The sequence below is a fragment of the Paraburkholderia sp. CHISQ3 genome (assembly GCF_030464945.1).
Taxonomy (GTDB): Bacteria; Pseudomonadota; Gammaproteobacteria; order Burkholderiales; family Burkholderiaceae; genus Paraburkholderia; species Paraburkholderia megapolitana.
The window spans coordinates 500,091-524,324 of record NZ_JALPRG010000003.1; the positions used below are offsets into that span (position 1 = coordinate 500,091).

At 62.0% G+C, this 24,234-nt stretch carries 9 protein-coding genes; all 9 read left to right on the forward strand.

The annotated features are described in order from the left end of the window. Positions 1-338: 338 nt before the first annotated feature. Positions 339-1,457 carry an iron-containing redox enzyme family protein gene (locus M0D65_RS09280; protein WP_266252395.1) on the forward strand — a complete coding sequence of 373 codons (1,119 nt, stop codon included), beginning with the start codon at positions 339-341 and terminating at the stop codon, positions 1,455-1,457. Between the two features lie 402 nt (positions 1,458-1,859). After that, positions 1,860-2,498 carry a TetR/AcrR family transcriptional regulator gene (locus tag M0D65_RS09285; RefSeq protein WP_266252396.1) on the forward strand — a complete coding sequence of 213 codons (639 nt, stop codon included), beginning with the start codon at positions 1,860-1,862 and terminating at the stop codon, positions 2,496-2,498. A gap of 180 nt (positions 2,499-2,678) precedes the next feature. Continuing rightward, positions 2,679-2,915, forward strand: a complete 237-nt coding sequence (locus M0D65_RS09290) for a hypothetical protein (protein ID WP_091006601.1) — start codon at positions 2,679-2,681, stop codon at positions 2,913-2,915. A 12-nt stretch (positions 2,916-2,927) separates the two neighbouring features. Next, complete coding sequence (gene gspI / locus M0D65_RS09295) at positions 2,928-3,362, forward strand: type II secretion system minor pseudopilin GspI (protein WP_266252397.1); 435 nt, start codon at positions 2,928-2,930, stop codon at positions 3,360-3,362. Further along, entirely contained in the window at positions 3,346-4,008 is a 663-nt protein-coding gene (locus M0D65_RS09300; RefSeq protein WP_266252398.1) for a type II secretion system protein J, read from the forward strand. The genes gspI and M0D65_RS09300 overlap by 17 nt, the downstream gene beginning before the upstream one ends. A 232-nt stretch (positions 4,009-4,240) precedes the next feature. Then, positions 4,241-6,463 (forward strand): tetratricopeptide repeat protein, encoded by a 2,223-nt coding sequence (locus M0D65_RS09305; RefSeq protein ID WP_266252399.1) that lies wholly within the window; start codon positions 4,241-4,243, stop codon positions 6,461-6,463. A gap of 54 nt (positions 6,464-6,517) precedes the next feature. Beyond that, positions 6,518-8,770 (forward strand): tetratricopeptide repeat protein, encoded by a 2,253-nt coding sequence (locus M0D65_RS09310; protein ID WP_266252400.1) that lies wholly within the window; start codon positions 6,518-6,520, stop codon positions 8,768-8,770. Then, entirely contained in the window at positions 8,767-11,055 is a 2,289-nt protein-coding gene (locus M0D65_RS09315; protein ID WP_308076645.1) for a tetratricopeptide repeat protein, read from the forward strand. Before M0D65_RS09310 ends, M0D65_RS09315 begins: the two co-directional genes overlap by 4 nt. 347 nt (positions 11,056-11,402) lie before the next feature. Continuing rightward, positions 11,403-24,194: a filamentous haemagglutinin family protein gene (locus M0D65_RS09320; protein ID WP_266252519.1), complete on the forward strand. Its 12,792-nt coding sequence runs from the start codon at positions 11,403-11,405 to the stop codon at positions 24,192-24,194. Positions 24,195-24,234 lie beyond the last annotated feature (40 nt).

Consider the following 24,234-nt stretch of genomic DNA (forward strand, 5'->3'; position numbering starts at 1 on the left):
GGCCCTGTGCGCGACCAAGGGTGAACGCGGCCGTTAGATGGGTCTGATCCGGCCATGAAACGGCAGGGTTGACCCTAGGTAGCACCGCCCACATGGCCGCAAATGCCGCCCGGAAATCGCCCGTAACCGACGTGTCGGGGCGTGCGCGGCCAATATATTATTGGCGGGTTTTCAGGTCGGAGAAGATGTCGGTGGCGCTGTCGTGCACGCTGCCGTTCACACAATAAACCGGGCGAACGGCTGGCCACATCAGCACGTTCCGACATGCAGACGAAATGCACCATCCATACAATCTGCGCGCACGGCTGCAGACAATACATCTAGAAACGGGGTACCCGATGAGCAGTATTCAAACCTGGGCGGAGCATGCGACCGAGTCGCCGCGCCGCGATCTGTCGCATCCGTCTACCGCCGCCGGCCAGCGTGCGGATAGACCCGCCGCGGGGGCGGTAACCACCATGCTGGGTGTGCTGATCGACGATCGCGAACTCGAGGCGCGCTTCGATGCATGCGCATGGGAATTCGATGCGTTGTCGCAACAACTCGACGAAGCACTCGATGCCGCGTTCACGCGAGGCGAACACGCGGCACGCGCCGATGTGCACGCGGTGCTCTTCGCCTTGTATGAACTGCACGTTGCGCCCGCGGCGAGCGAGCGCTGCGCGAATCAGTTCAACCCGTATCTGATCCGGCTGCGCAACGCGATCGAACGACGCTGGTTCGCGAGCGAACTGCAACGCACGGCGCCGCTCGATGCGGCCGCGCGTTCGCCGGAAGGGCTCGTCGAGGCGATTCGCGCGGTGTCGGCGGGGCATCGCGCGTCGCATCATCCGTTGTTCGATTTTCTCGAGCACGATGCGACGCGTGCGCAAATCGCGGCATTTTTTCGCAGCGACAGCGCGCTCAATGTCCGCTTCTTCGATCTGATCGTGCTGGCGCTGCTCGGTTCGGACCCATCGGTGCGCGGCGAACTGGCGCAGAACTTCTGGGACGAAGCGGGCAAGGGCGACACGCGACGCAGTCACGTCACGCTGTTTCGCAATCTGCTGCTCACAGCAGGCATCGAGCATGCCGCCGACGACCACGCGTCGTCGCTCGAATGGCAGGGGCTGGCCGGTTACAACGTGTTCATGATGACGGGCCTGAACCGCAGCCACGGTTTCCGTTCGCTTGGCGTGATGGCCGTTACGGAACTGCTCGACCCGTCGCAGTATGAAAAGCTCACGCGAGGTTGCCGACGCATCGGTCTCGGCACCGATGGCGAACTAGACTACTACGACGAACACGTAAGCATCGATGTGGTGCATGCGGAAGGTTGGCTGGCGAATGTGATCGTGCCGCTTGCGCGCAGCTTTCCGGCGAAGATGGACGACATCTATATGGGCGCGCAGTGGCGGCTGAACACCTGTGCCGACTACTACGACCGGCTACACGCGAAGCTTTTGAAAATGGTTTGAAAGCTTTCTTTGGCTGCAGTGAAAAGGCCGCCCGAACCATGCGTCGCGCGCTATTTCGGGCAGTTTTTCCGACTACAGCAGAGGTTGGTTGTAGCCGTAAGCGTTCCGTAAATCATTGTCAAAAATAATTCAATGAAATACTGCGTGGACCCCATCGCGTACGTAAATCCTTCTGTATAGAATGCGCCGACACCTGGGGTTCGGGTCGTGCAAACGGCCAGTGCGCCTGTGTGGCGACCGTTGCGGGGTCAACGGTGAGTAAGATGTTGAATCAGGCACCCCGCGTGCCGGATATCGTTCAGGCGGCGGTGCGAGCATGGGTGAGAGGTGCATTCGCCGCGCGATGAAATCGATACCAGTCCACGGGCTTGCAATATTGCGTCTTCCTAGTCTCGAATCACAATGCCAATTACGCAGAAAACCGAAGCCGATAAACGGCACAAGCGGCACAAACGGCAAGTACTCATCGATACAGCCACATCGCTGTTTTCGCAGAACGGCTATCGCGCGGTCGGCATCGACCGGATCATCGCGGAGTCGGGCGTCGCGAAGATGACGCTCTATAACCACTTCCCGTCGAAATCCGAACTTGTACTCGAGGTGCTGCGGCAGCGCGAGGAAAGCGCAGCCGTATCGCTGCGCGAATTCGTCGATCGCTATGTCGTGCCGCTCGAACGTCTGAAGGCGATTTTTCTGTGGCATGAGGCGTGGTTCAGCGAGCAGACCTTCTGCGGCTGCATGTTCATCAACGCTGCTTCCGAGTTTCCCGATCGGACCGATGCAATCCATTGCGCGTCCGCCTCGCAGAAGCGGCAGGTTACGGCGCTGCTCGGCACACTGCTCGGCGAGATGTTCGCTCACGACGTGGCAGCCCGGCTTGCGGAGCAGTTTCTGATCTTGATCGACGGTGCGACTGTAACGGCGCAGATCTCGGGGCGGCCGGACTCGGCGATGCTGGCTTGGGATATCGCGCGGCAACTGATTGCGGGCGCGACAGCACAGGCACCAGTGGACACACCGACGGGCGACGCCACCGCGTAAGTGCGAACGCGGATTGCCGCTAGCGTTACTTATGGCTTCCTGAACGATTGCCGCAGACGGGCGCTGCCACGACTCGCCAGCGCTGCCACCGGACAAATGTTCCGTACCATCCGACATGTGGCTGCAACAGGCGCCGGGTAGTCTCGCCCGACATCCACCGGTTTCTGTGCGGAAGACCAGATGAACATTCAGTCAACTGAGCCGACCGTGACAGTAACGGTCGAAGAACTGGAGCGCGATCCAGAAGGCGTCCTGGGGCAGGCTGCACAGACCGTGGTAGCCATTTGCACGCAAGGCGAACCGGTTGCCGTGCTCGTGTCGTTCGACGTATGGAACATGTATGTCCGGCAACTGGAGATGCATGGCATCGATCTGCAGGATGGCAGACGGGTCGTGAAACGCGCGCTGCCCCATTGAGCGGTGCGCACAATGCACGTTCAACAGCGGGGTGCCCCGACCCTGCAGACCGGTTTCGGACGGCGGCTTACGCGTCGTGCGTCACGCGGTTTCACCTTGATCGAAGTACTGATCGCGCTCGCGATCGTTGCCATCGCGCTGGGCGCCGTGCTGCGCGCGATCGGCTCACTTGCCTCGGATACCGAAAGTGCGCGTGCGCGGTTACTCGCGCTCTGGAGCGCCGACAATGCGCTCAGCGATGTGCGCATTTCTTCCGGCTGGCCGCCGGTCGGGCGCAGCATGTTCGCTTGCCCACAGGGGCAATACCAGTTTGTTTGCCGACAGATCGTCACGGCGCTCGGCAGTCCGCTCGTGCGTCAGGTGGCGGTGAGCGTTTATCCGTCGGCCTCCAGCAGTACGGTGCTCGCCGAAGTCGTCACGGTGGTGCAGGATGAAGCACGGCACTGAACCGCGCCGGCCGGAGCGCACGCGCGGCTTTACGCTGATCGAGATGCTGGTCGCGATCGCGCTGCTTGCCGTGATCGCGTTGCTGTCCTGGCGTGGGCTCGATGCGACCATTCGCGGTCGTGACGACATCGTGACAGCGCTCGGTCAGACGCGGCTGATCGGTCGGTGTTTTTCTCAACTGCAGTACGACCTGCTGAATCTGGTGACGGCCGACGAGGTTTTCGGGCCGCCGCTGCGTATGCGGCCCAACGAACTGGTGCTGGTCAGACACCTGGGCGTGGGCGGCGGGCCGACGGAGGTGCAGGTCGTGCGCTATCAGCTCAAAGGGCGCCAGCTTGTGCGTAGCGCTTCGCAGCCGCTCGGCTCGCTTGCCGAACTCGAGGATGCGCTGCGTCACATGGACCAGTTCGCGAGCGTGGTGGTGAGTAATAGCGCGCGTTCGATGCAGCTGGCAGTGTGGATTTCGCCCGGCGGCTGGACTTCGAATCAGTCCGAAGTCGAAGCCACTTATGCCGGCTTTCTCGCACAGCACGGGGTAAGCAGTATCACTTCGCTCGGGATGCCACTGCCGCGCGGGGTCCGCTTTGCCGTCACGATGGGAACCCCACCCGCCGAATTCGTCCGCACGATTCCGATCGGGCAGTAGTCGCCGGCGCGCCTGTTTGGCACACGCCGCGACGCGCGAATCGACGTAATCGCGACGTAAGCACAGCGTAATCTACATGCGGACTGCATATTCAAAATAAATGGTCCGTAACTTCCGTCACACGCCTGTTATCGCTCGTTCGCTACTCTGACCCCCGGGAGCAGACCGTTGCACGACATCGGTTCAGGCGATCCGATGGTGCCCGGTGCCGCAATACGACGAGGGAGCGAACATGGAGGTCGAGTACCCGCAGGACGCCAGCGCAGGGGCGACTGTTACCGCTGCGGCGGTCAGGCAGCGGTCGGCGGCGAAGCTCTCGCGTGCAAGGGACTGGCATGGAGCAGGGCGTTTCGACGATGCCGCGCGCGAATACGAGGCGGTGCTGGCCGATGAGCCGGAGCACGCGCAGGCCTTGCATCTTTATGGGGTGCTGCAGTATCAGCGCGGCGCGACGACCGAAGCGGAATCGTTTCTGCGCAGGTCGATTTCAGTCGAACCCCATCCGCGCGCGCATTCGGATCTCGGCGCGATCCTTGCCGACAGCGGCCGGACCGATGAGGCGCTGATGCAGTTCAACGCCGCGTTGCGCATCGATTCGCGTGACGTGCAGACGCTGGTTCGGCAGGGCAATACGTTGCTGGGTTTGCGTCGCTATGGGCCGGCGCTTGAAGTGTTCGACCGGGCGCTCGCCGTGTCGCCGCTGGTTCTCGATGCGCTCTGCAATCGCGGTAGCGCGTTACGTGCGCTCGGCCGGCTTCAGGAAGCGGTCGATACCTACGAGCGCGCACTGATGGTCGATCCGCGCTCGTTCGAATCGTGGTTCAACCGCGGGCTGGTTCTGCGCGATTTGCAACGGCCGCTCGAAGCACTGCAATGTTTCGAACGGGCCATCGAGATCAAACCTGGCATTGCGGCGATGCTGTCGGCGCGCGGTCAAACACTGGTCGACCTTGGGCGGCTTGGCGAAGCGCTCACTGCATTCAACGAGACGATCGCGATTCAGCCTGACATGGTTGAAGCGATCTATAACAGCGCCGTGGCGCTGGAACGGCTGGGTCGCGTGGAAGAAGCGATTGGGCGCTGCGAGCGGGTGCTTGCGCTGGAACCGCAGCATGCGCTGGCGCTTGCTTGCCGGGGTAACGCGTTGTTGCAGTTGAAGCGTTATGAAGCGGCGTTGTCGAGCTATGAGCTTGCGCTTGCAATCAAACCCGATGCATCCGAATTCCTCTGCAATCAAGGCACCGCACTGCGCTATCTGAGACGCTATGAACAAGCGCTCGCCAGCTACGACGCAGCGCTTGCACAAAATCCCCGCTTTGCGGAAGCGTGGACCAACCGCAGCAGCGTATTGCAGGACCTGCATCGCTACGACGAAGCGATGACGTCGCTGGACCGCGCGATGGAAATCAGACCAGAACACGCGACGAACTGGTTCAACCGCGGCAACGTGTACTACGAACTGGGTCGCACGGACGCGGCGCTTGCCGCCTACGATCGCGCGACCGAACTCGATGCCGATTACGCGGATGTTCATTTCGCACGCGGGTCCCTGTACCTGCTGCAGGGCGATTTCGCGAAGGGATGGGCGGAATACGAATGGCGTTTGCGCGACCCGTCGCTGGCACGGCACTACCGCCCGTTTGTGCAACCGTTGTGGCGCGGTAGCGAGTCGCTCGATGGCAAAACGATCCTGATTCATGCGGAGCAGGGCTTCGGCGACACGTTGCAGTTCTGTCGTTACGCGCCGCAGCTTGCCGCGCTGGGCGCACAGGTGGTGCTCGAAGTGCCGCCGTCGCTGCGTACGTTGATGGCGTCGCTGCGGGGGCCGACGCAGGTACTCGCGAGAGGCGAACCGTTACCTGCATTCGACTACCAATGCCCGTTGCTCAGCCTGCCGTTTGCGCTGCATACGGAGCTGGCCAGCATTCCGCAGCAGACGCCTTATCTCCACGCAGATCCGCAACGTGTCCGGGAATGGGCCGAACGGCTCGGCGACAAGCGACGTCCGCGTGTCGGGATCGCGTGGTCCGGCAATCCCGAACATCGCAACGATCACAACCGGTCGATCGATCCCACATTGCTCGCACCGCTGCTTGAGCTCGGTATCGAGTGGATCAGTTTGCAGAAGGTGGTGCGGGAGCAGGACGAAGCGTTCCTTGGCGATGCACGTATCCATCGTTTCGACGATGAACTCGGTGACTTCGCGGACACGGCTGCGCTGATGCAGTCGCTCGATCTGGTGATTGCAGTCGATACGGCGGTCGCGCATCTGGCCGGTGCGCTCGGCCGCCCCGTGTGGGTCCTGCTGCCGAATCCGCCCGAATGGCGCTGGCTGCTCGAGCGGGACGACAGCCCGTGGTATCCCGGCGCGCGGCTGTTCCGCCAGTCTGTGCAGGGAGATTGGACTAGCGTCGTCGAAGCGGTACGGGCGGATCTTGGCCTGCTCGGCCGTTAGGTCGTTAGAGGCCATCAGGTTGGATATCGTCGTCGAACAACAGAGGGCTACAGAATGACTTTTAACGGGGAAGAGGCGACGCTCGCGAAACAGCCGGTTGCAACGCGGCCGCCTGGTGTCCCGAAGCCCGATCCCGCGCAGCTCGATCGGTTGTTGTTGAGGGCGCGTAATGCGCATCAGGAAGGTGCGCTTGGGAAAGCGGAGCAGGCGTATGGCGAATTGCTTGCGCTAGATCCTGAACATGCCGACGCGTTGCATCTGCTTGGGGCGATCCGTTTTCAGCAAGGTCGGCTCGAGGACGCGGAAGCGTTGATGCGTCGGTCGATCGAGCGACGTCCTGCTGCGCTTGCGCTTGCGAATCATGCGGCGGTGCTCGCGAGTCTTGGGCGTCTTGATGAAGCGCTCGGGCGCCTTGATGAAGCGCTCGCGATTAATCCGACGCATCTGCGTGCGCTTTTTCAGCGTGGCGGCTTGCTCGCGCAGTTCGGACGTCACGATGAGGCGCTGGCTTCGTATGACCGGGTGCTTGAGATCAATCCTGGTGCCGTCGAGGCGCTTCTGAAACGCAGCGAGACGTTGCGTGCACTTTCGCGCTTCGATGAAGCGCTGGTTTGTTGCAACCGTTTGCTTGCACTGACTGGACGCACGTTCGAAGGATCGAAGGAACGTGGGCTGGTGTTGCGCGCACTCGAACGCTATCGCGAAGCCGCGGACAGTTACAGCCATGCGCTGACCGCTGTGCCCGGCAGCGTCGAAGTGATGTTTCTGCGTGGTGTGACGTTTCTCGATCTCGGCGAGCCGGAACCTGCGCTTGCCGATTTCAACATGGCGATTGCTGCGAGTCCTGGTTTCATCGATGCGATCTATAACAGTTCGATCGCGCTTGAACAGCTTGAGCGGCACGAGGAAGCGATTGGGCGTTGCGATCGGGTGCTTGCGATTGAGCCGAAGCATGCGAAGGCGCTGGCGAACCGTGGGAATGCGTCGCGTAATCTCGGTCGCAATGGCGATGCGGCGATGAGCTATGCGAGCTCGCTGGAGGTGGAGCCGGACAGCACGGGCGTGCTCTGCAATTACGCCAGCGCGTTGATGTACATCAAGCGCTACGGCGATTCACAGCAGGCCTGCGAGCGTGCCATCGCGCTCGATCCCGATTTCCTGCCCGCATGGTTTGCGCGCGGTCGACTGTTTCTCGAGACGCATCGCTACGACGAGTCGCTTGAGGATTTCGCGAAGGTGATAGCCACCACACCGCGCGACAAGCTCGCACATTTTCATCGCGGCAACTCGCTGCGTGCGCTGCGCCGTCACGAGGAAGCGAACGACGCGTACGCACAGGCTATCGAGATCGATCCCGATTACGCGGAAGCGCACTGCATGCGTTCGTTCCTGTGCCTGTCGCTCGGTGACTTCGAGGCGGGATGGAGTGAGTACGAATGGCGCTGGCGCGACAAACAACTCGATCCGAGCCGGCGCGAATTTGCGCAGCCGCGGTGGACGCATGGTATGTCGCTGGAAGGCAAGACGCTGCTGTTGTATGCAGAGCAGGGGCTTGGTGACACGCTGCAGTTCTGTCGCTATGCGCCGCTTGCGAAGGCACTCGGTGCGAAAGTGATACTCGAAGTGCCGAGCGATCTGATGGGGTTGCTTGCGACACTCGACGGTGTCGATGCGCTCGTCGTGCGCGGTGGCCCGCTGCCGCCGTTCGATCTGCATTGCCCGCTGCTGAGCCTGCCGCTCGAATTCCGTACCGACTTCGCGACGATCCCCTCGAATGTGCCGTATGTGCGGGCTGACGCTGCGACTGTCGAGCGCTGGCGCGAACGGCTCGGGCCTTCACAGCGGCCGCGTGTCGGGCTCGTGTGGTCGGGCAACGCGCTGCATCTGAACGACCGCAACCGGTCGATGGCGTTGACCGAACTGTTGCCGCTGCTCGACGACGCGTTCGAATGGGTGAGTCTGCAGAAAGTGGTGCGCGACGAGGATCAGTCTGCGCTTGCGGCAAGTTCGATTCGCGACATCAGCGCACAGATTGGCGACTTCGCCGACACAGCCGCGCTTATCGAACTGATGGATTACGTGGTGAGCGTCGATACGTCGGTTGCCCACTTGGCCGGCGCGTTGGGTCGGCCGCTTGCTGTGTTGTTGCCGCATACACCCGATTTTCGCTGGTTGCTCGAGCGTGACGATAGCCCGTGGTATCCGAACGCTCGGCTGTTTCGGCAGAACGAGGCTGGCAAGTGGGCGCCGGTCATTGAGCGGCTGAAGGCGGAGATGCCGGTGCTCGTAAACGGAGAAGCGCAATGAGCGATCCGCTGGTACGCACCCAGGCCAACGCGCAATCCCAATCGCAACCGACCGCGTTCCCCTTCGCACCTGGCCCGAGCGGCGGCGCGATGCGAGCGGCCGTCGACGATGCGCTGCGCAATGCCCGCACACGGCTCGAACAGAACGACCTCGTGAGCGCACGGCGTCTCTACGAAGGCGTGCTCACGATGGCGCCCGACAACATTGAAGCGCTGCATCTGTGTGGGCTCGTTTGCCTGCGCCAGGGCGATGCAGTGCGCGCGGAACCGCTGATCGCGCGCTCGATGCATCTCGGGCTACGTCAGCCATGGAATTTCGCGAACCACGCGGCGGCACTCGTTGGCGTGGGCCGGCATCATGACGCGCTTGCAGTGACCGACGCAGCGCTAAAGCTCGACGCCGTGCATCCCGCGGTCAACGCCGCGCGCGGCGACGCGCTGCTTGGGCTTGAACGGTTCGACGAGGCAATCGCCGCATACGACGCCGCGTTACAACGTGCGCCTGGTCAACCGGCAGCGTGGAGCCACCGCGGCGCTGCACTGCGCTCGCTTGGCCGTCCCGCCGATGCATTGATCAGCCTCGACCGCGCACTGAAGATCGACTCGAACGATCCCGCTACCCACATCGAACGCGGTCACACACTGCGTGCGCTCGAGCGGCGTGACGAGGCATTGCATCACTACCAGCTCGCTACCGTCGTATGCGGAAAGACGCCAGCATTGCTGCACGATTCAGGCGTCGTGTTGACTGAAATGGGCCGCGCCACCGAAGCGCTCGCCGTGCTCGACGAAGGTCTCAAACTCGCGCCTCACGACAAAAAACTGCTCTACGCAAGCTGCGTAGCACTCGATCAACTTCATCTGCGCGAAGAACTGCTGCAACGCGCCGACCGGTTGCTCGCACTCGATCGCAATAGCACAGCCGCATGGGTCGCGCGAGGCAATGCATTGCTCGGACTGGATCGCCACGCGGAAGCGGCGCAAGCCTACAGCGAAGCGCTGACGCACACCCCCGAGCACGTCGATGCTTCGCGCAACTGCGCGGCCGCATTGCGCTCGCTCGGCCGCTTCGAAGAGGCGCTCGAACATTACGAGCACGCACTTTCAGTTGCAGGTGTGAATCCCGAGTTGCTGTACAACCGCGCGGTTACGCTTCAGCAACTCGGACGCTATGACGAGGCGTTAGCGAGTCACGCCGAAGCTGCGCGCTCGCCGGCAGAAACCGCGCACGGCATCTACACACGCGCGGTCGCGCTGCAGCAACTGGGCGAGCACGAGGCCGCGTTGGTCGACTACGAGCGTGCTTGCGAGCGCGATCCACATCATGGCGCGGCACGTCGCTCGGAAGCGTACTGCCGGCTGTTGATGGGCGACTTCGAGAAGGGCTGGAAGCAGCACGAAGCGCGCTGGAACGCCACCGATGTACTGCTGAATCGCCGTCACGCCGATCGCCCGTTGTGGCTCGGCGCAGAGCCCGTAGCCGGCAAGACCGTGCTGCTCCACGCAGAGCAGGGTTACGGCGACACGCTGCAGTTTTGCCGCTACGCGAGCCTAGTGCAAGCGCAAGGTGCGACAGTGATTCTCGAAGTACCCGCGGGGCTTGCGCCACTGCTCGGTTCGTTGCATGGCGTGAGCCGGATCGTCAGCGAAGCGGATTCGACGCCAGCTTTCGATCTGCAATGTCCGTTGATGAGCCTGCCGCTTGCCTTTCGTACGACGCTCGACACGGTGCCGGCGGAAACGCCGTATCTACTTGCGGATGCAGAGCGGCGCGAAATATGGGTGCAGCGTGTAGAAGCTATTGCAGAGCCGCGACGGCTGAAAGTCGGGCTCGCATGGTCGGGCAATCCGCGGCACAACAACGACGAGAACCGCTCGCTGCCGTTTGCCGCGCTGGCGCCGTTGCTCGCACTTGATGCGACGTTTGTGTGTCTGCAGCCGCAGGTGCGGGAGCGCGATCGGGAGGCGCTAGCTGCGAGCGGGGTGGTGAGCTTCGGCGACGCGCTCGCCGATTTCGCGGACACCGCCGCGCTCGTCGAGACGCTCGATCTGGTGATTTCGGTGGACACGTCAGTGGTGCATCTAGCCGGCGCGACCGGCCGGCCAGTGTGGGTGCTGCTACCGCGTGCGCCGGACTGGCGCTGGCTGCTCGAGCGTGAAGACAGCCCGTGGTATCCCGGTGCGCGATTGTTCCGGCAGACACGACCGGGCGACTGGCCGGACGTGATCGGGCGAGTGCGAGACGCGTTGATCGACACGGCGCAGACGCACGGGTATCCCGCATGAACCAGTGGATTCTGTCAAAAAAGATACGGACCTTTTCGGGCGGCGGGAATGGTCCGTAGCACCCGCCATCGCACTGCCATCGGCGGTGCGTATTTTCTTCTGATTCAGATAGGCCGTCACAGATCGCACCGGCGGCCGGTAATCGGGAATCAGGGAAATCGCGGGTAAGCAGTATTCGCGGCTCCGCGTGAGCGCCATGTCAGGCGCGAACGGCGGGGCCGCCAACTTCTAAGGCTTCGGGGTGGAGAATGGCAGCACGCGCGCGCGCAGTACGACAACAAGATCCCCATGGTTCGCAGTCTGTCCTGAGATCGGACCTGCGGCCGTTGTGCCGCGCGGTTGCCTGGATACTCGCGGTGGGGTTTACGGCACAGGCGCACGCGGCCGGGATCGTGAATCTCGGGCAGGCTACGGCGCGTAGCATTTCGGGCGGCGCAGGTGGTGCCGGCGTTGGTGTGCCGAACCTCGGTGTTTCGCCGCAGCAGGCGCTGCAGGCTAGTCAGCCGTCGATTCGTAATCTGGGTACTGCGGCGCAGGCGATTGCCTCGCAGATTGCCGCGCAACAGAGTGCTGCGGCCGCAGCTGCGGCGACGGCGTCAAATGTGCCGAACGGGTTAACGCCGGGTGGGTTGCAGGTGGCACCGGGGATTACGTTTGAGAATCAGGGCGGTAACCTGGTGAGTCAGAACACAGACCCTACCAAGCCGCTGCTGTGGATCAACGCATATGGGCCTACGCAGACCGTCGCGAGCAACGGCCATGTCAATGTGAACGTTCAACAGACCGCCCAGAACGCGGTGCTGACATGGCAGACGATGAACGTCGGCCGGCAGACGACGCTCAACTTCGACCAGTCGGCCGGTACGCAAACCAACGGTGCGAATAACTGGGCCGTGCTCAACCGCATCAACGATCCGAGCGGCAGGCCCAGCCAGATTCTCGGCAACATGACGGCGCAAGGCGCAGTCTATGTGATCAACCGCAACGGGATTCTGTTCGGCGCGGGCTCGCAGATCAACGTGCATTCGCTGGTGGCGTCGTCGCTCAGTCTGCTGGATATGAATAACGAGCCGGGACCGCAGAGCGCAGCCGGTATTGCTACCAGCAACCAGTTGTTTTTGAATGTGCTGCCAGGGGCGTCGGGGGGGCTCGCTAATCCAGAGGCGGGGAGTTCGAACAACATACCGTCGGCGCCTAATGTGCCGAATGAGATCCTGGGTCTCGGTGCCCAAGCCAAACCACTAGGTCCGTATCAGGCACCCGGCGATATCACGATCCAACCGGGCGCGTCGATTACCACTCACACGAACGGTAACGCCAGCGACGGTGGCTTTGTGATGGTCGCGGCACCCAACGTGACCAACGGCGGCAGCATTACTGCCACGGCCGGTCAGGTTGTGCTGGCTGCGGGTGTCGGCGTGAGTGTCACACCGAATAAAGGTGCGACGAACAATCCGCAGGTGCTGTTGCCCGAACTGAGCGGACAGGTTATCAGCGTACAGAATGGTTCGAACGTCGACATTACCCCTGCGGGTACGCTGACCAATACCGGTATTGTCCAGGCCGCACGCGGCACGGTGAACCTGTTGGGCAGTCGCGTGGAGCAGAACGGCGTGGTGGGCGTGACGACGAGCGTCAATGCGCCGGGCACCATCAATATCTCGACTGTCGACGAGTACGACTCGAATAATCCGCTGCAGCAGACCTACCCAGGTTTCACGACCGTGGTAGGGAACGGACCAGGTGTTGCGATCAATGCGCACCGTGCCGGTCTCCTGACCTTCGGACCCGGCTCCGTGACCGCCGTGATGCCCGACGACGACGGCCAGACGGCGACTTCGACACCGGGAACGGTTTTCACACCCGGTGGCATCACGATGACGGCGGCCTCCGTCTGGTTCCAGGGCGGGTCGCTTATCGAGGCGCCGGGCTCGACTGTGTCCGTTAACGCGTTGACACAGTCGTTGGCCGGCTATACGACCCCCGTAGGACAGACTGCGGTGCCCGGGCGCATCTACGTGGACGATGGGGCGATCATCGATGTGTCCGGCATCGCGAACACCGAACTGCCTATCGCGCAAACGCTGGTTACGATTCCGCTCATCGGTCAGAACGAGCTTGCCGATTCGCCGCTGCTGCGCAGCGGCTTTTTATTCGGCCTGAAGAACGTCGTGGTCGACAGTACGCTCACCGGTACGAACAGCAACGGTTTGCAGTGGGTCGGCAGCCCGATCCTGAACCTGTCGGGATACGTGAGCCTGATTCCGCGCACGGTCGACCAGCTACTGGTCAATGGCGGCACGATCATACTGTCTGGCAACGAGGTGATGACCGCTAGCGGTTCGACGATGAACCTCAATGGCGGATACGTCCATTACGACGGCGGGATGGTCAACACGACGCGTCTCGTCGATGCGAATGGCGCGATCGTGCCGATCGGTCAGGCGAGCCCATACGACACGTATGTCGGGGTTGCGGGCGAGTTCGTAGAGAACCATCCGCGCTGGCAAGTCACGAAGACCTGGTACAACCCACTCACGACAGGCGGTGTTTACGAGCCGGATTACATCGTTGGCGGCAACGCGGGGACGCTGGATCTGTACGCGACGCAGTCGCTGGTGCTCGACGGCACCATTACGGCCGAGGCGTTTGGTGGTTCGAAGCAGACGCAGGGCAATAGTCTGCCGACGGGCGGGACCTTCAACCTGGGTTCCGATCCGAAGCTGGCAGCCGGGACGCTGATCAACCTGACACAAAATAGCCCTGCCGGTGCGCCATCGGGCGAATTCAATCTGGTGGTCCTGCAGGACACCGCGCCGCAACTAGACGATCTGGCGCCGGGCTTTTCGATCGACACCTCACTCAATACGACCGCGCTGAATGCGCTACCGGCGACCGATCCGGACAACATACTCGCCACGATGGTGGTGCCGGTCGATACGCTTAACTCGGGTGGCTTCGCGACGCTCAACGTCACCGGCGACAAATCGCTCAGCAAGGGTTTCGTCGTCGCGGAGGGCACGAAGCTGAACTTGCAACCTGGCGGCTCCGTGACGCTTTCTGCTGCTTTTGGCAATAGCAGCACGACGATTGCCGGCGAACTGGCGATTCCGTCGGGCAAGGTGACGATTTCGAGCGGTAGCAACATCACTGTCACGCCGACCGGGCAGATCAATGTTGCCGGCCAGTGGGTGAATAACGACGTGGACGCCGCACCGGGCACGACACCGGGCAACAGCCAGTACGTCAACGGCGGCAGTATCAGCCTGGCCGCTGGCGGGCACCTGGATCTGCAGACAGGTAGCGTGCTCGACGTGTCGAGCGGTGGCGAAATGCAGCCGAACGGTCAGTTGCTGATGAGTAACGGCATCCCCGTCGGCAAGGGCGGTAGCGTGTCGCTCCTGACGTCCGACAACTACCTTCGCCAACTGCCATCCGATCCGTTTCTGTCGATGAATGGCACGATCAGGAGTTTCGGCTTCTCGGGAGGTGGCACGCTGACGCTGGGTGCGGCGGGGTTCCAGATCGGTGGGGACGCGGTTTCGGCGCCTGTGTGGGACGTGGTGCTACCGGCTGATTTTTTTGCGCAGCAGGGCTTCGGCAACTATGTGCTCAACGCACTATATGACTCCACTGTCGCGCCCGGTACAACCGTCTCGCTCACGCAGCAGAACCTGATCCCGAATGCGGTTTCGTTGCAACAGGCGGCGAGCGGTGCAGACTTGACAACAGCCGGCCTGACCAGTGTCGGCACGTTGGATGCATATCACCGGCAGCCCACCGGACTGGCGATGACGGGGGGCGGGTATCTGAACATTGTTAACACCTTCAATGACGCGGGCGTATCACCACCGACGAGCATAGCGACACCGCCGAACGACGGCGCCGTCGGAACAGTCAGCGTCGGGCAGGGAGCGTCGATTGTGGCGGACGCAGGCGCGAGCATCGGCCTCGGTTCACCGGTACAGGTGACGGTACTGGGCTCGCTCATTGCGCCGGGCGGCTCGATCATGCTGAGCGCGGAGGGGGCAACCGGTGCCCGCTACACCGTCCCAGGCCAGGTCACGATTAACGCCGGCTATACCAGTTCGAGCAAGTCCGTATGGCTCGGTCCGAATGCGGTGCTCGATGTTTCCGGTATCGCACTGACCAATCCGCTCGCCGCACCGGTCAAAAGCGGATCGACAACTTTTATACCCGATACCGGTAAGGTGCTGCGGGGCGGATCGGTGACAATCGCCGACGACGCCGGGTATATCGTTGCCCAGGCGGGTTCGAAGATCAACGTGTCTGGTGCGTCGACAAGCTTCGATCAGGCACAGGCCAACGGTACGTATGCGTCGCAGCCCGTATGGAGCGACGCGGGCTCCATTACGCTGGCTGCCTCTAGTGGATTGTTCTTCGACGGCACCCTGAGCGCCCAGCCCGGGGCAAGTGGTGCGCAAGGAGGCACGCTGACCCTGCTTCCGGTGAGCGGCGCGACGTCGCCATTCCTGCCTGATGGAACGCAGCTTCCTTATTCTTTACCGGGCGCAACGTCGATCGTACTGCAGCAGAGTGGAAACTTCGTGCCGGCGGGACTTGCTCCTGGGCAGAGCATTCTGGCGGCGGCTGGGGTATATAACACCGTTCCCAAGATATCCCAAGACGTCCTCCAACCGACCGGCGTGCTCCAGTTTGCGGCGGACCGCCTGACCGGTTCCGGTATCGGAACGCTGGTGCTGGGCGACAGTACATCGCTTACGCCTGTGCCGGTCGCCTTTGCGGGCGACGTCAACGTCGTGGTGTCGAAGGCAGTGCAGATCTACGCAAACCAGATCGTCGCACTCAGCAGCGGTGAGCTTCAGTCGTTGACGAAAGGCGAAGGCAGCAAGGGCAATTACTCGATTCCGACAATCAGCACACTGATGAGCCGTGAAGCGCCGTCGCAGACTAGCGGGCAGTCTGCTCCGCCGCCCATTACGATCGGCTCGACGGTAACCATCGATGCACCGTATGTGGCAGTCGTCGCACCCACGCAGACCGATGTGGCAAAGCTTGGCACCGTTGCCGCGGCGTCGGACGCGACACTGAACGTGAACGCATCGTTCATCGACCTCGAGAACCAGATCCAGATAAACAACTTCGAGCAAACGAATTTCACGAGTAGCGGCGATATCCGCCTGAGTTCAACCAGTCCCGGCAGCAGCGCCATCGCGCTGCAGTCCGGCGAGCTTTACACGCCAGGCAACCTGACGTTCCGGGCCGCAGACCTGTATCCGTCGACTGGCAGCACGTTCATCCTCTCCGCAGTTGGTCCGACAGACCCGACCACGGGAAATCCGACGCCGACCACGATCACGTTCGCTTCGAACGGGACATCCGGCGTGCCGCTGTCGGCGGGCGGGACGCTGCTCGTCGATGCATCGACTATCACGCAAGGCGGTACGGTGCGTGCACCGTCGGGCACACTGGTGTTCGGTGTCGGTGATCCAGGCAATGCCGCTACGCAGACACAGTTCAATGGGCTACCGCTCGTCGCGACCAGTTCGGTAACGTTCGCTGACGGCAGCGTCACGTCGGTATCGAACGGCAATACCATCATTCCGTATGGCACGACGGTCGACGGTGTCGAGTGGCAGTTCAACCCGGTGGCGGGTACTACGCTTCCCGACGTAACCGCGCCGCCGTCGAAGTACATCGGCGTGAACGGCAGCAGCGTTGCACTCAACAAGGGCGCGACGATCGACCTGTCCGGAGGCGGCGATCTGCAGGCGGCCGAGTGGGTACCGGGCACCGGGGGCACGCGCGATGTGCTGTCGCAGTACAACGTGAGCTACGCAAGCAATGCGGCAGGTGTGGCGGTACCGGTGAACGTGGGTGCGACGAACGTCTATGCGATCCTGCCGGGCGCGCAGTCGCCGGTCGCGGCGTACGACCCGATGTTTGCGCAGACGCTGCAACCGTCGAACAGCGCGAACGCCACGGTCGGTACGCAGACCACGAGTCTCGGCATCGGCCAGGCTGGCACCGGCGGTGCGATTGGGCAGTCGGTGTATCTGTCGGGCGTGCCGGGGCTGGCTGCAGGCTACTACACGCTGCTGCCTGGGAAGTACGCAACATTGCCCGACGCATATCGCGTGACGGTATCGGGCACGACGGGCACCACGGCTCCGGGCGCGACTCAGGTGCTAGCCGACGGTACGGTAGTGACTTCGGGCTACTTTGCGAATGCGCTCACGGGTAGCCGCAGTGCGACACCAACACTGTTCAACGTGCAGTCGTCGAAAGTCTGGCAACAGTATTCGACCTACACGCTGACCAGTGCCAACAGCTTCTTCCCGGCACTCGCAGCGACTAGCGGCAACGTGGCGCCACCATTACCGGTAGACGGCGGGCAACTCGTGCTCGCGGCGACGAAGGCACTGACGCTCGGCGCAACGCTGAACACGACGGCAGGCGCAGGCGGCGCACCGGCCGAGGTCGATATCGCGTCGCAGGACATCCAGATTACCGGTAACGGCAGCGCGGCGCTGCCTGGTTATCTGCAGATTGGTGCGAGCGATCTCGATTCGCTGAACGCAGGCAGCTTGTTGATCGGTGGCACACGCACGGCAACGACTAGCGGCATCACGATTGCCCCGATTGCCGACAGCGTGGTGGTATCCAACAACGCGAGCAGCGCACTGACCGGACCTGAAATCCTGCTGGTGACGAAAACGGTTCAGGGCAACACAGACCCGAACGCGACCAACGGCCTGCAAGTCGATTCTGGCGCAACGATCACGGCAAGCGGCAGCTACCCGGCGGCAAAGGACGAGCCTATCGCGATAGCGGGAGACGGCGCACTGTTGCGCGTATCGAACGGCGCGATGATGACAGTGACTCGTACCGGCACAAGCGGTACCGGGTTGCTTACTGTGGGTGCCGGCGCAACGCTGACAGGCGGCCAGGCGTTGACGCTCGATTCGTCGGGCAACCTGACGGTGGACCCGACGGCGGTGCTGTCTGCGAAGGCCATTACGGTGGATGGCTCAGCGATCACCTTCACTGGCGACACGGGCGCGGCGGCAGTGAATCTGCCGGGTTTCGTGCTCGATGCCGCGGGGGTTGCGCAACTGGCGAGCGCGCAACAGGTCATCCTGCGCAGCGCGGGCGCGATCAACTTTATCGGCAATGTAAATGCGACGTTCGGTAACAGCGTCGATCTGAGCGCGGGCACATTTGCAAGTAGCGGCGGCACTGCGGTGCTCAACGCGCAACAGATCGCGTTCACGAACGAGACCGGTGCGACGTCAGCAACCACAACGCCTGGCACAGGCACGTTGACGGTCAATGGCAAGGAAATCGACTTTGGCACAGGCAACAAGAATCTGAGCGGGTTCGGCTCGGTGACGATGAATGCGACGGGTGGCATCGTCGGGCAGAACACCGGCACGTTCGACTTCGGTGCGCTGCCGGTTACGCTCAACGCACCGCTGTACCTCGCCGATACGAGTTCGGCATCAACGGTGAAGACAACGGGTCTGCTAAGCTTGAACAACGTAGCAGGCACGGCGCTCGCCCGCTCGCCGGTGGGCGGGGCGTGGAGCTTTATCGGCGGCACGATTGCCGATAACGGTGCGACGATTGACGCGCCGGCCGGCAACGTGAGCATGGAAGCGACGACCGGGAATCTGACGATCGGCAGTGGGGCGACGGTGAGTTCGGTGGGTGTTTCGAAGCAGTTCTTCGACACGACGCAGTACGCACCGGCTGGTGCGATCACGTTGACTGCGGATGCAGGTTCGGTCGACGTGCAGGCGGGCTCGACACTGAATTTTTCGGGCGCATCCGGTGGCGGAGCAGCGGGTAGCCTGACGCTGTCAGCGCCGCAACAAGTGGTGAACCTGAACGGCGCACTCAAGGGCGGAGCGGCGAGCGGCAATGCGGGTGGCTCGTTCTCGCTCAATACCGGCGGCGCGGCGAATCTGGATAGCCTCGCGCAGACGCTTGCGTCGAGTGGCGTGAACCAGTCGGTCACCGTGCATACGAAGTCGGGCAATCTGACGCTGTCGCCGGGTAATACGTTGACGGCACAGACAGTGTCGCTGACAGCCGATGGCGGTGCGGGCAACGCATCGGACACGGCCAACGGCAACGTCAACATTCTGGGCATCGTCGACGCGTCGGGCGCAGCAGGCGGCGAGATCGATCTGTATGGTCGCAGCGGCGTGGACGTAGAAGGCAAACTACTCGCAAGAGCGACGAATACGAGCCAACGGGGCGGCAAGGTCGACATCGGGACAAGCGCGGTTTTCGACCCGAGCGCGCCCGGTAGTTCGTATAACGCCACGTATGGTTACGAAAATGTCGGCATAGAGAACTCAGGCAAGATTCTGTTGGGGGGGAGTGCGACGATCGACGTGTCGGGCGGTACAACGGGCGGACCGCTGGACGGTACTGTAAATTTCCGGGCGCCACTGCTGAAGGACGGAACCGTCAACGTGATGTTGACTCCTCCGACGAAGACGGAGGACGGCATAAAAGGTTCACGTGCGACCACGGTCGAAGCGTATGCAGTCTGGAGCACGACCGACGCGACGAGCGGTGCACAGCACTTCGACGCGTCTATCGATCCGGCGGGCTGGTATGACGACAGCGGCCATCTGCTTGCTGGGACCTTTACGGTTCCTGGTACCACATCGACGAAATTTACCTACACGCCAAATGGGGCTGCTGACGGTGGCGGGACATTGACGAACACCACCACCGGTGTTTCCGCAGCAGTGACGGAGAGCCAGCTCAAGAACGGGATCTCCGCCGATGGTTTCGCGGGGCTGACCGGCGACTATTTCGCCGCGACTACGCCCAATGCAGACCACACTGCGTTCTACGGATACCTTGCGTCGGTGACCACGACAGACAGCAACGGAAACACCACGACGGTTACACCACCCGGAACCCTGATGGGATTCGTGCAAAAAGGCGTGAGCAGCGTTGCAAATCAGTTCGTCGGCGCACAGGTAGCGAACTTGAATGTCGTACCGGGGATCGAGCTCGACAATCCGTCCATGTCGATCAACAGCGGCAATATCTCCGTGCTGTCGAACTGGAATCTCGGTGCTGGATCGGCGAACAATAGTGGAACGATCACGCCAGATTTTCGCTATCAGAACACGATAGCTCCCACACTGACGTTCCGTGCGGCGAACAACTTCGTCGCGTACGCGAGCATTACAGACGGGTTTTTCCAGAATCAGGTTGCGACGATTCTAGGGGCGACGGGCACCGGCGCGGCCACGGGGACGTATGCAGCGGCCGAGCAGCAGTTCGAACAACTCGTTGCGCTCGACGATCCCACGCAGATTACCCTGATTCTTACCAACAACAACACGACTACACTAGCGTCGCTCGATCCGGACTCGGTGTTGAGTGCCCCGCTGAAAGGCCAGGTTGCAGGCTACTACACGGCGTATGCTTCTTATGCTGGCGCGTGGCAACAGGATGTAGAGAGCTGGAAATCTCCGTCCAGACTCGGGCTCCTTCTGCCTCCAACGCCGTCGGTCAAACCTGCGCCCGATGCGTCGGACGTTGCGTCGTACCCCACGTACTCCGCTTATCTCAGCGCCTATTCGACCTACATTTTCGGCTATAACCTGGCAACGGTGACGCTATTCGGCACGCCGACGCCAATAACGCCTCCTGCGGCTCCGCTACCCACCAATGACGCTGAAAAAGCCGCCAAAGAGGCGGCCGCTTACTTGTCCGAGTACGCCAGCTACATCTCCGCGTACCAGCAGACGTATCTGGGAAAGCTTGGTGTGAAAAGTGCACGCGCACCGAGAAACTCAGTCAACCTCTCCTACGCACCGATCGTGCCGGTTTCGATACCGGACACAGGCACGGTCAACATCGGCACACTACCGGGTAATGCCGCAGCCAATGTCGCGACTGCGAACAACCCCTTACCCATCGCTTATGCGGCACTACTGGGGGGGCAGAGTTCGTCATACCGTATCGTGTCCGGCGCGGACCTTGACAGTGCCAATCCGTTGGCACTCGAGCCGGTTGCGACCTTCAGCAATACCGATGCGGCTTCAGGCCCCGCGGGCAGCGTTACGCTCAGTGGTCACACCTCGTATATCGACTCCAACGGACAGACCCTCGTTCAGCCTGTGACGATCCGTACGGGCACAGGGTCCATCGATGTCGCCTCGGCCGTTGACATCTCGCTGTACGACAAAAGCATCGACAGCAGTGCGACGGATGCGATCGTACCAGGCGTCATCTATGCCGGTGGTGCACCGACGCAAAGTCTGGGACTGGCTACCGCGATTGTGAGCGGCGGATCGGGGCACACCGATATACTTGTTACGCCGAGCGTCAATCCGGATTCGGCGGGTGACGTGACAGTGCAGGCACAGAGAGACATCACAGGTCTCGAATACACGACGGACACCACTGGGGCTCAGACCGGTCAGGTGGGAGCCAATACAAGCCAGTTCTGGTGGCAGTGGATGGAGATCACGGCGACGCCGACTATCAACAACGGAAATTCGTTTGTGCCGTTGAGCCGTTCGTCGATCGACTTTGGGGCGTTCGACCAGGGAATCATGAGCGTTGGCGGCAACGTGTCGATCAGCGCTGGCGCCAAAATTTCCGATCTGGCGGCCTCGTTGCCGACTACGTGGTACCTGGACGGTAACGGCAAACCGGTAACAGTGGGCGGCGGCAACCTGACTGTGCGGGCAGGCGGCGATATCCTGAGCGGCGACTACTTCGTTGCGAGGGGAACTGGAACGATTACGGCAGGTGGCCAGATCGGCTCGGACTTCAGTGTGCCATCGCCGCAGGTGGGACCACCGGTCGTGGTCGCTACGTTGCTGGCGACGCAGGACGGCGTGCTGAATGTCAATGCGCGTCAGGGTGCAAACATTGGTGGCGTGTTCGATCCGTCGTATGTGCAAAGTAACCCGCTGTTACTTGTCTACCACCAGTATGCTGATGGGCAAGGGTATTCGCAGACATCCGCAGTGAACGTTTCATCGACGACCGGCGAAGTGGTGCTCGGGTCGCTAGGCGCGATCAGCCTGATCGGTGGGGGCGCTACCGGCACAACGCCGGGGACCGGCGATCTTTCGTTTATCTTGCCCGCAACGGTCAATGTGACGGCGTTCACGGGCGGGATCAGCATAGACGCCAGTGGCGAACTCTATCCTTCGGCATCCGGTAACCTGAACCTGATCGCGGGTCAATCGATCGATTTCTCGAGTCTCAACGGACTCGCCAACAGCACGGGGTCAGGCAGCGGCGCACTGCCGGTATTCGGAATGCTCGATGAGGATCCTTCGGCAATGCCGTCGCCGACCAGTCCCCAAGCCGGTGTTCCCCTTGCTACTGAGAAAACTTTGGCCGCCCATGACGCGAGCGCGCTACATGCCGACGACACGACGCCAGTACGCATTTACAGCCTGAACGGCAGCATCACTAACGGGATCCTGGAGGCGGGTGGTGGTCGTGCAGGTCTCTACAAAGATTATGTAACCCTTGCTATCGACAAGCCGGCGTTGATTCAAGCAGGACAGGACATCGTCAATCTGGCATTCCAGGGACAGAATCTACGCCAGTCGGACATTACGCGTATCGTGGCGGGGCGCGATATCTACGACGCCACGTTTGATACCGCTACCGGCACCGAAGTCGTCACGCCCGCACTGATCCTTGGCGGTCCCGGTACCTTCGATATCGAGGCTGGCAGGAACATCGGTCCGCTGACAACCGCTGCTCAGGCCAGCGGTGCTCCATCGGGTATAGACGCAGTCGGTAACGCGAATAATCCCAACCTGCCGCACGAGAGTGCGGACATCAATGTGCTGTTCGGCGTGGGGCCCGGTGTCGACGTCGCGGCGTTTGTCTCGACGTACGTCGATCCCGCTAGTTCGGTTACCGGTGTGCCGAGTGCGACGAACGCACTGATCACATTCATGCAGCAGTACGAGGCCGGCCAGACGGTCGACACGGGCCTTACCAACAGTCAGCCGACCGTCCAGCCGCTCACGGCGGCCGACGCATGGTCGAAGTTCAAGGCGTTGCCACAATATGTGCAGCAGCTCTTTGCGGAACAGGTGTTGTTCAGCGTATTGACGCAGGTCGGCGAGGACTACAACAACCAGGCCAGCAAGTACTACCAGCAATATGCTCGCGGGTACGACGCAATCAACACACTGTTCCCTGCTTCGCTCGGCTACACGGCGAACAACCTGAGCGGGGGTAGCAATGGCGCGAACAAACCGGTCAGCACCGGCAACCTCGACATGCGCAGCACGACGATTCAGACGCAGCAGGGCGGCAACATCTCGATTCTCGGGCCGGGTGGCGAAGCACTCGTGGGTAGCACCACAGCGCCGCCGCAGGTTGTGGACAACACCGGCAAGGTTATAGCCGGCCCCAGTTCGATGGGTATCCTGACGCTCGAGCAGGGCAACATCAACATCTTTACCGACCAGAGCGTGCAGCTCGCACAGAGCCGGATCTTTACCGAACAGGGCGGCAACCTGACGATCTGGAGTTCAAACGGTGACATCAACGCAGGGAAGGGTGCCAAGACGTCCGCCGATACGCCGGCACCGCAGTACGTGTGCGATGCAAACCACTACTGCACAGTGGATGCGCGAGGGGAAGTGACAGGTGCTGGCATCGCGACACTGCAGTCGGTGCCGGGTACACCGCCGGGTAACGCGAATCTGATAGCACCGCGCGGCACCGTGGATGCAGGCGACGCCGGCATTCGCGTATCGGGCAACCTCAATGTGGCCGCGTTGCATGTGGCGAACGTCGACAACATTCAGGTCCAGGGCGCGTCGACAGGCATACCAGTGGTGCAGGCAGTGAACACCGGCGCGTTGACAGCGGCGAGTTCGGCGGCGTCGGCAGCGAGCCAGATGGCACAGGACATCGTGAAGAACAGCGCATCGGGCGTCGGACAGCGGCGGTGGACGATCTCCGTGCAGGTAGAGGGTTTTGGTGACTCGAACGACGACAACGCAAAGAAACGCAAGCGTGAGCAGGTTGGCTACGATTCGTCCAGTGCGGTGTCCATCCTGGGTTTCGGTCAGGTTGCGCCGAACCGGCAAGCCGTTTTGAGCAGCAGCGAGCGTGAGCGGCTGGGTAAGATCTGATCAAAAAACCGCGACCTGATCCTGCGGGTCGCGGCGATAT